12 protein-coding genes and 1 pseudogene are annotated in these 10,556 nt (G+C 71.2%); 6 read left to right on the top strand and 7 right to left on the bottom strand.

Features of this window, described 5'->3' with window-relative positions:
* A partial coding sequence (locus I0C86_RS35155; RefSeq protein WP_196205621.1) for a CHAT domain-containing protein occupies positions 1–447 on the top strand: 447 nt, incomplete at its 5' end.
* A gap of 96 nt (positions 448–543) precedes the next feature.
* Here I0C86_RS35155 and I0C86_RS35150 read toward each other — a convergent pair.
* The 6 genes and pseudogenes from I0C86_RS35150 to I0C86_RS35125 form a co-directional block, all read right to left on the bottom strand.
* Positions 544–951 carry a Fur family transcriptional regulator gene (locus I0C86_RS35150; RefSeq protein ID WP_196205623.1) on the bottom strand — a complete coding sequence of 136 codons (408 nt, stop codon included), beginning with the start codon at positions 949–951 and terminating at the stop codon, positions 544–546.
* Between the two features lie 47 nt (positions 952–998).
* A complete protein-coding gene (locus I0C86_RS35145) occupies positions 999–1,298 on the bottom strand; it encodes an ArsR/SmtB family transcription factor (protein WP_196205620.1) in 300 nt (99 codons plus the stop codon).
* Between the two features lie 229 nt (positions 1,299–1,527).
* A pseudogene (locus I0C86_RS35140) lies at positions 1,528–2,394 on the bottom strand (metal ABC transporter permease); the annotation flags it as partial.
* Between the two features lie 99 nt (positions 2,395–2,493).
* Entirely contained in the window at positions 2,494–3,255 is a 762-nt protein-coding gene (locus I0C86_RS35135; RefSeq protein WP_196205618.1) for a metal ABC transporter ATP-binding protein, read from the bottom strand.
* Entirely contained in the window at positions 3,252–4,226 is a 975-nt protein-coding gene (locus I0C86_RS35130; RefSeq protein WP_196205617.1) for a metal ABC transporter substrate-binding protein, read from the bottom strand. Before I0C86_RS35130 ends, I0C86_RS35135 begins: the two co-directional genes overlap by 4 nt.
* A 145-nt stretch (positions 4,227–4,371) precedes the next feature.
* Complete coding sequence (locus tag I0C86_RS35125) at positions 4,372–4,629, bottom strand: hypothetical protein (protein WP_196205616.1); 258 nt, start codon at positions 4,627–4,629, stop codon at positions 4,372–4,374.
* A gap of 96 nt (positions 4,630–4,725) precedes the next feature.
* Between I0C86_RS35125 and I0C86_RS35120 the strand changes: the two genes are divergently transcribed.
* From I0C86_RS35120 to I0C86_RS35110, 3 genes are all read left to right on the top strand, one after another.
* Positions 4,726–5,067 (top strand): antibiotic biosynthesis monooxygenase family protein, encoded by a 342-nt coding sequence (locus tag I0C86_RS35120; RefSeq protein WP_196205615.1) that lies wholly within the window; start codon positions 4,726–4,728, stop codon positions 5,065–5,067.
* Positions 5,068–5,091: 24 nt separating this feature from the next.
* Positions 5,092–6,033, top strand: a complete 942-nt coding sequence (locus I0C86_RS44020) for a hypothetical protein (protein WP_230395305.1) — start codon at positions 5,092–5,094, stop codon at positions 6,031–6,033.
* A gap of 227 nt (positions 6,034–6,260) precedes the next feature.
* A complete protein-coding gene (locus I0C86_RS35110) occupies positions 6,261–7,640 on the top strand; it encodes a glycine--tRNA ligase (protein ID WP_196205614.1) in 1,380 nt (459 codons plus the stop codon).
* Here I0C86_RS35110 and I0C86_RS35105 read toward each other — a convergent pair.
* Positions 7,610–8,722 carry a type IV toxin-antitoxin system AbiEi family antitoxin domain-containing protein gene (locus I0C86_RS35105; RefSeq protein ID WP_230395304.1) on the bottom strand — a complete coding sequence of 371 codons (1,113 nt, stop codon included), beginning with the start codon at positions 8,720–8,722 and terminating at the stop codon, positions 7,610–7,612. The genes I0C86_RS35110 and I0C86_RS35105 overlap by 31 nt on opposite strands.
* Positions 8,723–8,947: 225 nt before the next feature.
* Between I0C86_RS35105 and dusB the strand changes: the two genes are divergently transcribed.
* Both dusB and I0C86_RS35095 read left to right on the top strand, forming a co-directional pair.
* Entirely contained in the window at positions 8,948–10,036 is a 1,089-nt protein-coding gene (gene dusB, locus I0C86_RS35100) for a tRNA dihydrouridine synthase DusB (RefSeq protein WP_407676384.1), read from the top strand.
* Positions 10,037–10,100: 64 nt separating this feature from the next.
* Positions 10,101–10,424: a PadR family transcriptional regulator gene (locus tag I0C86_RS35095; RefSeq protein ID WP_196205612.1), complete on the top strand. Its 324-nt coding sequence runs from the start codon at positions 10,101–10,103 to the stop codon at positions 10,422–10,424.
* Positions 10,425–10,556 lie beyond the last annotated feature (132 nt).

Below are 10,556 nucleotides of genomic sequence, written 5' to 3'. Positions count from 1 at the left end.
GTCGAGGCGGTGACGACGGCGCTGGACGGGGCCCGGCTGGCACACATCGCGGCGCACGGCAGATTCCGGGCGGACAACCCGCTCTTCTCCACACTGGAACTCGCCGACGGCCCGCTCACCGCGTACGAACTGGAACGGCTGCCCCGACCGCCGGGCTGTGTCGTACTCTCCGCCTGTGACTCGGGGCTGTCCGGCGTCCGCCCCGGCGACGAGGTGATGGGGTTCACGTCGGTACTGCTGGCCCTCGGCGCCAGCAGTCTGATCGCCACCGTGCTGCCGGTGCCGGCGGACCTGACCACCGAGCTGATGCTGGACCTGCACCGACGGATGGATGCCGGTGCCCTGCCGGCGGCCGCGCTCGCCGCCGCCCAGCGGGGGTTCGCCGCCACCGATGACGGGTCCGCCCAGGCCACGGCGGCGGCCTTCGTCTGCTTCGGTGCAGGCTGAACAGGGCTCGTCTGCTGCGTCTGCTTCCTCTGCTGCGTCTGCCGCGGTGCGGGCTAACGGGGCGGCGAGCCGGCGTGGCTCAGCCGGGGATCCGGGTCAGCGGCGGGCGCAGTCCGGGCAGGTGCCGAAGATCTCCAGGGTGTGGCTGACGTCGGCGTACCCGTGTTTGGCGGCGACCCGCTCGGCCCAGCTCTCCACCGCCGGCCCCTCCACCTCGACCGTACGGCCGCAGGCCCGGCAGACCAGATGGTGGTGGTGTCCCTCGCTGCACCGGCGGTAGAGGTGCTCGCCGCCCGGCGGCCGCATCACGTCGATCTCGCCCGCGTCCGCCAGCCCCTGGAGGGTGCGGTAGACGGTGGTCAGCCCGACCCGTTCGCCCCGGCTGCGCAGCATCGCGTGCAGGTCCTGGGCGCTGTGGAAGCCTTCCACCTCGCCGAGCAGGGCACTCACGGCGCTGCGTTGGCGCGTGTTGCGGAGCGCCGTGCCGCTGTCTGCCGTCGTCATGTCGCCCTCCCGCCGCGCCGTACCGGTCGGCTGGCCGCCGGACCCCGTCATGTTGCCTCTCCCGAATGGCTGACCGCGTCCGCCACGATATGCGCGATGTGCTCGTCGACCAAGGCGTACGCGATTTCCCGACCACGTCGGGAGCCCCGGACCACGCCCGCGCCACGGAGTACCCGCAGGTGTTGCGAGACCAGTGGCTGTGGTGCGCCGAGCTGTTCCACCAGTTCGTGCACGCATCGCTCGCCGCCGGCGAGTTCGCTGACGATGGCGAGCCGGATCGGTGCGGACAGGGCACGAAGCAGCTCTCCGGCGCCGGCAAAGCCCTCGTAGCCGTTCGTGCTCGTCATTCCGTAACGGTAACCAATGTTAACCGGGTACCGCCCGTCGGCCGATGATCGCAAACTCGGGTCCCCCGTCGGATCAGCCTTTCCGGAGGATGCCGACCGGCCGGGCCCCGTCCGCGGACGCGCCGCCCTTCCGGGGCGCAGCCGGGTCGGCCACCGGGTCTGCCACCGGATCCGGTGCCGGGTCCGCCGCCGGGTCCGACGTGTCCGGCGCCGTCCGTGGGGCGGTTCCCAGCACCACGTCGCACGGCTCCAGTTGGTGAGCCGATCCCGGTACGGCCCTGCGCCGGCCGAGTGCCCGACGCAGTGCCACCCCGACGGCGACCACCAGGAACAGCCCGATCGCCAGGATCACGATGGTGGCCCCGAGCGCGGTGTTGGCGGTGCCGGCCAGCCACACCCCGGAACCGGAGGCCAGCAGGCCGAGCCCCATCGCGGACAGCATGGTGCCGAGGAAACCCCGGGTGAAGAGCTGCGCGGTGGCCACCGGCACCACCATCAGGGCGCTGATCAGCAGCAACCCGACCGCCCGCATCGCGATGGTCACGGTCACCGCCGTGGTGACCGCCAGCAGCAGGTTGAGCGCCCGGACCGGCAGGCCGGAGACCCGGGCGTACTCCTCGTCGTGGGAGATCGCGAAGAGTGCCGGCCGCAGCGTGATCATCGTGACCAGCACCACCACCGCGAGCACCACGATCACCACGAGGTCCTGCGGCGAGGTGGTGGTCAGCGAGCCGAAGAGGTACGCCATCAGGTTGGCGTTGCTGCGGCTGCCGGAGAGCCCGACCAGCATCACCCCACCGGCGATCCCGCCGTAGAAGAGCATCGCCAGCGCGACGTCGCCGGAGGTGCGCCCGCGTTCCCGGATCAGCTCGATGGCGACGGCCGCGACGGCCGCGACGATCACCGCCATCACCACCGGGGACCGGTTGAGCAGCAGGCCGACCCCGACACCGGTCAGCGCGACGTGCCCGATCCCGTCGCCGATCAGCGACATCCGCCGCTGCACGAGATAGATGCCGAGCGCCGGGGCGGTCAGCCCGATCACCAGGGCACCGATCAGGGCCCGGATCATGAAGTCGTACTGGAACAGGCTCATGACCCCTCCTCGCTGCGCTCGTCGGCGTCACGAGCTTGACGACTGAGCCGGCTGATTCGCTCGCTGCGCTCGCTCATGATCCCTCCTCGCTTCGCTCGTTCATCCGCCCCACATCCCGACCGACTCCTCCGGCGCGTGCGGGTGGACGTGCTCGTGTCCGGGGGCGGCGTGGTGACCGGCCGGCTCCGGTACCGCGCCGTCGTGCGCGATCTCCCCGTGGTGTACGACCACCGCGCGCGTGATCAGTGCGGAGAGCGGGCCGAGTTCGTGGGCGACCAGCAGCACCGTTCCGCCACCGGCGACGAACCCGCGCAGCGCCTCGGCGAACGCGTCCTGGCTGGCCGAGTCGACCCCGGCGGTCGGCTCGTCGAGGATCAGCAGCTCCGGCTGGCCGGCCAGCGCCCGCGCGATCAGGGTGCGCTGCTGCTGGCCCCCGGAGAGGGTGCCGACCGGGTCACCGGCCCGGTCGGAGAGCCCGACCGCGCTCAGCGCCTCGGCCACCGCCGTCCGGTCGGCGCTGCCGGGCGGGCGCAGTACACCCCGTCGGGCCAGCCGGCCGGAGGCGACCACCTCGGCGACGGTGGCCGGTACGCCGCTGCCGGCGCCGATCCGCTGCGGGACGTACCCGATCCGGGACCACTGCCGGAACCGGCGCTGCGGGGTGTCGAAGAGCGTGACGGTGCCGGCGGAGAGCGGCACCAGGCCGAGGACGGCTCGGATCAGGGTCGACTTGCCGGACCCGTTCGCGCCCAGTACGGCGACCACCTCACCGGTCGTCACCCGCAGCGAGACGTCCCGGAGCACGGGCCGGTCGTCGTACGCGACCACCCCGTGCTCGACGGAGACCACAGAGTCGGTCATGAGCATCCCAACGCGGTCTTCAGGGTCTGCAGGTTGCTGCGCATCACCGAAAGGTAGTCGCCGGTGCTGCCCGGTTGCAGGCCCTCGATCGGATCCAGCACCGCGGTCTTCGCCCCGATCTCCCGGGCGATGGTCTCGGCGACCTTCGGGCTGACCAGGGTCTCGAAGAAGATCGTGGTGGCACCGTGCTCCCGGGCCTCGGCGGCGACGTCGGCGAGCCGCTGCGGGGCCGGCTCGTCCTCCGGGGTGAGCCCGGAGATGCCGACCTGCTCCAGTTGGTAGCGCTGGGCCAGGTAGGCGAAGGCGGTGTGGCTGGTCACGAGTTCGCGCCGCTGGCAGGTCCTGAGGTTCTGGGCGTACTCGGAGTCCAGGGTCTCCAGGTCGGTGCGCAGCGCCCTGGCCCGGGCGGTGTAGTCGGCGGCCCGGTCCGGGTCGACGGAACCCAGCCGCTCGGCCAGCCTGTCGCCGATGGTGGCCAGCCGGCTGGGGTCCAGCCAGACGTGCGGGTCCTTGCCGCCGGTGCCCTCCGCGTGCTCCTCCTGTGCACCCGCCGCCCCGCCCGTGTGCTCCTCGCCCTCGTGATCGTGTCCGCCGGCCGCCGCGTTCAGCAGCGGCTGCACGGTCGCCACGTCGAAGGCGCGGTCGCCGCCCTGCTGTTCGACCGCCTCGTCCACGCCCGGCTGGAAGCCGGCGAGGTAGACCACCAGTTCCGCGTCGCTGACCTGGCCGACCTGGCCCGGGTTCAGTTCGAGGTCGTGCGGCTCGGCGCCCGGCTTGGCGAGGTTCGTCACCCGGACGGCGTCCCCGCCGACCCGCTCGGTGACGAACTGGAGGGGATAGAACGCGGCGACGACGTCGACCCGGTCGGGATCGGCACCGGTGCCGTCGGCGGTGCAGGCGGCGGCGCCGGCCAGCGCGAGCAGGCCGGTGGCGGCGACGGCCACGGTACGGAGGGCGGAGCGGATCAGCATGTCATCCACTGTCCGCGACAATGAGAATGATTGTCAAAAACGCATGCTTGCATGAGAGTGCTTCACGTCATGGTCCCGGCTCGGCGGATCGGTCAGCGGATCGGTCGGATGATCGGTCAGATGATCTTCTTCCTCGGGGCGTCGGTCAGAGGATCTTCGTCAGCGCGGCGACGAACAGGAGAGCCAGGATCACCAGCCGAATCGTCCGGGTGACGGGGGTCTGCACCGACCAGGTGGTCACCAGCAGGGCGGCCAGGCCGACGGCGAGGGCCAGCAGCAGTGCCCCGCCGATGATCCCCGGTGCGAAGAGGGCGACCAGGACCAGCACCAGGACGCCGAGAAACACGGACGTCGGGTTGGCCCTGGCCAGGCGGACCAGCAGAACACTCTGCGTACGCTGCATCCCACAGACTCTACGAGATATCGATTCTCCGACCGGTGAGCTGTCGTGCGCGACACCCCAGCCCGCCGGCCGACCGACCATTGGAGGAGGCACCCGGTGCTCGTCACGAACAGGTTCGTGGTCGCGGAGGACGCCGCGCCGGCCTTTACGGAGCGGGCCCATGCCGCGCTCGCCGCGCTCGCCGCCCGCCCCGGCTACCGTCGCGGCCAACTGTTGCGGGCCCTCGACGACCCGAGCCACTGGTGCCTGATCACCGATTGGGAATCGGTCGGCACCTACCGTCGGGCCCTCGGCGCCTTCGACGTGAAGATCCACGCCACTCCGCTGCTCGCCGAGTCGCTCGACGAGCCGTCCGCCTACGAGGCACTCGCCACCGCCGAACCGGACGGCCAGGTCGAAGTCACACCGAGTGACCGGGCCGCTGACTCCGGCCGGTGATGCGCCGGGCACTACCCTTGCCCCATGACCGTTCCCGGACCGCCCGGTGGGCCGGCGTCCTATCCCGGGCCCACCACGGGCGACGGCCCGACCCCGGCTGACGTACCCGGCCCAGCCGACGCGCCAGCCCCGCCCGGCATCCCCGGACCGCCTGCCGCGTACGGCACCCCCGGCGGCTCCGCGCCGCCCGCCGGCTACGGCGTACCCCCTGGTCACGGGCAACCGACGGGCTACGGCGACGCATCCACCGGGTACGGCAACGCACCTGCCGGCTACGGCGACGCATCCACCGGGTACGGCAACGCACCTGCCGGCTACGGCGACGCATCCGCCGGGTACGGCAACGCACCTGCCGGTCATGGCGGAGCACCCGCCGGATACGGCGGCGCGCCTGCCGAGGGGCACGGACAACTTGGTCCCGGTTACGGGCAGCCCGCCGGGTACGGGGCCGCACCGCCGATGCACCAGGGCTTCGGGCCCGTACCGCCGGACGCTCCCGCCCCACCACCCGGCCCCGGCGCCGTGCCACCGTTCGCCGCACCTCCCTCCGAGGGGCGGGGAATGCGGATGTGGCTCGGTATCGGGGTGGCCGCCCTCGCCGTGGTGCTCTTCTGCGGAGGCGGCGGTGCGGCGCTGGTCGGACTGCTGGTCTCCGGCGCGGAAGCGCTGAACGAGCAGGCCAGGACGGTGGTCGGCGAGTACCTCGACGCGGTCGACGACGAGGAGTTCAGCAAGGCGTACCACCTGCTCTGCGACGCCGCCCAGCAGCAGGAGTCGCCGGCGGAGTTCCAGCGTCGGGTGAGCGCGGAGCCGGAGATCGCCTCGTTCCAGGTCGGCGACGTGTCGCTCACGTCGGAACTGAGCGTGCCGGTGGACGTGACCTACGCCAGCGGCGGCCAGGACAACCTGCGGGCCCTGCTCGACCAGGACTCGGCCGGCGGCCTCAAGGTCTGCGACATCAGTTAGTCGCGCCCGGTTCGGCCCTCGGTGGGCGGGCCGGGCGCTGGCGGTACGACTCCGGCCGTGGAGTAATCTGCTGGGCTCGGGGGCGCTGGTGAGGCGTACCGTTCGTCGTGCACGACACCGACCCACCCGGGCCCGGACGCCGACGGTGTCCACCGCCCGCGACCGTTGTCCCCGTTGACCGTCCCGACCCTGTCCCCGCCGGCCGCCAGCCGGTGTAGGAGGTAACCATGCCAGCCGACCGTATCGACGCCGTCGTCAGTCTCGCCAAGCGTCGAGGCTTCGTCTTCCCGTCCAGCGAGATCTACGGGGGCACCCGGTCGGCCTGGGACTACGGTCCGCTCGGCGTGGAACTGAAGGAGAACGTCCGGCGCCAGTGGTGGCGGACCATGGTGCAGCAGCGGGACGACATCGTCGGCCTGGACTCGGCGGTCATCCTCTCCCGGGACGTCTGGGCCGCCTCCGGCCACCTCGACGCGTTCGTCGACCCGCTGACCGAGTGCCAGTCCTGCCACAAGCGGTTCCGGGCCGACCACCTGGAAGAGGCGTACGCGGAGAAGCACGGCCAGCCGCCGGCCTCGCTCGCCGAGCTGAACTGCCCGAACTGCGGCAACAAGGGCACCTTCACCGAGCCGAAGATGTTCAACGGCCTGATGAAGACCTACCTCGGCCCGGTGGAGAGCGAGGAGGGCCTGCACTACCTGCGTCCCGAAACCGCTCAGGGCATCTTCGTCAACTACAACAACGTCGCCGCCTCGGCCCGCAAGAAGCCGCCGTTCGGCATCGCCCAGACCGGCAAGTCGTTCCGCAACGAGATCACCCCGGGCAACTTCATCTTCCGTACCCGGGAGTTCGAGCAGATGGAGATGGAGTTCTTCGTCGAGCCCGGCACCGACGAGGAATGGCACGAGTACTGGCTGCGGGAGCGCTGGAACTGGTACCTCGACCTCGGCCTCTCCGAGGAGAACCTGCGGTTCTACGAGCACCCGAAGGACAAGCTCTCGCACTACTCGAAGCGGACCGTCGACATCGAGTACCGCTTCCGGTTCGGCGGCACCGAGTTCTCCGAGCTGGAGGGCATCGCGAACCGCACCGACTTCGACCTCTCCACGCACAGCAAGCACTCCGGCGTCGACCTGTCGTACTTCGACCAGGAGAAGCAGGAGCGCTGGGTGCCGTACGTCATCGAGCCCGCCGCCGGCCTGACCCGGGCGGTGCTCGCCTTCCTGCTGGAGTCGTACGACGAGGACGAGGCGCCGAACACCAAGGGCGGCGTCGACAAGCGGACCGTGCTGCGTCTCGACCCGCGCCTGGCCCCGGTGAAGGTGGCGGTGCTGCCACTGTCCCGCAACCCGGCCCTCTCCCCGAAGGCGAAGGACCTGTCCACGGCCCTGCGCAAGCGCTGGGCGGTCGAGTTCGACGACTCCCAGGCGATCGGCCGCCGCTACCGCCGCCAGGACGAGATCGGTACCCCGTTCTGCGTCACTGTCGACTTCGACACCCTGGACGACAACGCCGTGACGGTCCGGAACCGGGACACCATGGCCCAGGAGCGAGTTTCCCTGGACCAGGTGGAGCACTACCTCATCGAGCGCCTCCCCGGCTGCTGAGGTGTAAGGAAGGGCCCCTTCTTATCGTTTTCTGTAGAAGAAGGGGCCCCTACTAACACCCCGCAGCGGGCGCCGGATGCCTGGCGGGACCGGTGCGCGTCCTCGACGAGGCGACGGACGCGATCCGGCTCCCGCCGGATCTGACTCGGCGGGAAGTGCAGGATCAGTACTCCGTACCGGCTGAGTTCGTTGTGCCGGTCCATGGTGCGGCGCCAATCGGCCGGGGCCAGATGGAACTCCTGCGAGTCGACCTCCAGCGCGATCGCGGCGTCCGGAAGGTAGCCGTCCGGGGTGGGCAGGCGCACGCCGTCCGGGCCGAGCAGCCAGGGATTCCAGATGATCTCGGGAAGTACGCGGCTCGTGGCCAGGCAGGCCCGAAGCTCCGCCTCCGGCGAGGACCGTACGCCGTGCAGGATCTCCGCGAACGCCTGCCTGACCAGCGCCGTCCGGCTCCGGCCGGCGCGGATCACCTCCTCGTCGAGGGCATGCAGATCGGTGAAGTCACGCTGGAGCGCTTCGGCCATGACCGACCGCACGGTACGGAGGTCGCGCAGCCCCCGGCAGGCGTCGACGACCGCGCGTGCGGGCGAACAGATCTGGTAGAGACCGGCGTCGCGGGCGTGCTCGTCCAGCGCGAGAGCCCGCCACACCACCACGTGTCCGGCCGAGGCACGGCGCGCTCCATGGGGTACGAGCAGGTGCATCCGGTCCTCCTTCGGTGCATAGCGGAACCCGTACCAGTTCAGGGCGGCCGGTCCGGTGAGCTGCCCGCCTCGCCCCACGTAGAGGGCGGCGGCGATGCGTCGCTGCTCGTCGGTGAGCGTGCCGCTGACGAGTGCGTACGTGGCTGGCAGGACGCGTTGCCACCGGCCGCGCCGGGTCTGGCGGTACATGTGCATGTCGTCGATGCCGGCGGCGAGCAACTGGCGCCGTGTCACGATGTGCTGTTGACGGTCGGCGAGTTCCTCGATCTCCGGGCGCGGATCATGGGATGTGCCCGCTGCGGTCACCTGGGGCGTGCCGGCGGTGGTCACCTGGGGCGTGCCGGCCGTGGTCACCTGGGGCGTGCTGACTGTGGTCATTGGTGCAGGCTGCCCGGGGTCGCGTACCTTGGCAGGGCCGTTTTGCGAGGCTGTGGATAACCAGGGGTGCTGTGCACAACGCACCGGGATGGCGGAAGGTCTGCTATGGGTGAGCCGTTAAGAAGGGGCCCTTCTTCTACTGAAAGCGATAAGAAGGGGCCCTTCCTTACCCGCTCCCTGGGGTTGGGGCGGCATGAGGTGTGGCCGCCGGTGGTGCTTGCGCCGATGGCGGGGATCACGAATGTCGCGTTTCGGCGGCTTTGTCGGGAGCAGGGTGGCGGGCTGTACGTCTGCGAGATGGTCACCACGCGGGCGCTGGTGGAGCGGAATCCGAAGACGCTGCGGATGATCGCGTTCGGTGGCGACGAACGGCCGCGCAGCCTCCAGCTCTACGGCACCGATCCGGCGGTTACCGCCGCGGCCGTGCGGATGGTGGTCGAGGAGGATCTGGCCGATCACATCGACCTGAACTTCGGGTGCCCGGTGCCGAAGGTGACCCGGAAGGGCGGCGGGGCGGCGCTGCCGTGGCGCCGCCGGCTGTTCGCCCGGATCGTCGGGGCGGCGGTGCGGGCGGCCGCGCCGGCCGGGGTGCCGGTGACGGTGAAGATGCGCAAGGGCATCGACGACGACCACCTGACGTACGTCGAGGCGGGTCTCGCCGCGCAGGAGGCGGGCGCGGCGCTGGTGGCCCTGCACGGGCGTACGGCCGCGCAGCGGTATTCCGGCACCGCGGACTGGGACGCCATCGGCACCCTGAAGCAGGCGCTGGACGTGCCGGTGCTGGGTAACGGGGACATCTGGGAGGCCGACGACGCGCTCGCGATGGTGGCGCACACCGGGGTCGACGGTGTCGTCGTCGGCCGTGGCTGCCTGGGCCGGCCGTGGCTCTTCGCGGATCTGGCGGCGGCCTTCGACGGCCGCTCCGAGCGCCGGCTTCCGGACCTCGGGGAGGTGGCCCGGACCATGCGCCGGCATGCCGAGTTGCTGGTCGACTGGTTCGCCGGGGGAGACCGGCCGGAGACCGCCGAGCGGGACGGATGTGTGGACTTCCGTAAGCATGTGGCCTGGTACCTGAAGGGCTTCCCGGTCGGTGGCGAGCTGCGTCGGTCCCTGGCGATGGCGAGCGGTCTGACCGAACTCGACGATCTGCTGGGCAAGCTCGATCCGGCCGAGCCGTTTCCGGTGGAGACGCTCGGTCAGCCCCGGGGTCGGACGAACTCGCCGGGCAAGGTCTATCTGCCGGACGGCTGGTTGGCGGACCGGGACAGCGACGAGGTGCCGGCCGGTGCGGAACTGGCCGATTCCGGCGGTTGAGCGGCGAGGTGCCGCGAGTCCGCCATCGCTGGACGTCGAAGGTCTATATATATAGAGTTTCACCATGCCTCGGATACCACACACCTCGCCGCAGACCCTGCGGCTCTTCGAAGCACTCCTCGCCGAGCCGGACCAGTGGCGGTACGGCTACGACCTGAGCAAGCAGACCGAACTCGCCTCCGGCACGCTCTATCCGATCCTGATGCGGCTGGCCGACCAGTCCCTGCTGGAGACCCGGTGGGAGGCCGCGGCCACCCCGGGTCGGCCACCCCGACACAGCTACCGGCTTACCGCGGACGGAACGGCGTTGGCCCGTGGCCGGCTGGCCGAGCGGGCCCGCCGGCTGCCCTCGGCCCGTCCCGGACCGGCGCTGGGCAGCGCGACATGAGCGCCGGAAGTGGACCGGCGGTCCCGGTCGACGGCCGCCGGGATCCGGCCGGCCGGCGCGACTCCGGTGGCGCCGCAGGTCCTACCGAAGACATGGCGGCAGTGGAGAGGGCGGCGGGGACGGTGGATGTCG

It is taken from the genome of Plantactinospora alkalitolerans, assembly GCF_015690345.1.
GTDB lineage: Bacteria > Actinomycetota > Actinomycetes > Mycobacteriales > Micromonosporaceae > Plantactinospora > Plantactinospora alkalitolerans.
Note: the sequence above shows the minus strand (reverse complement) of the source record. Positions and strands in the feature narration are given on the sequence as shown.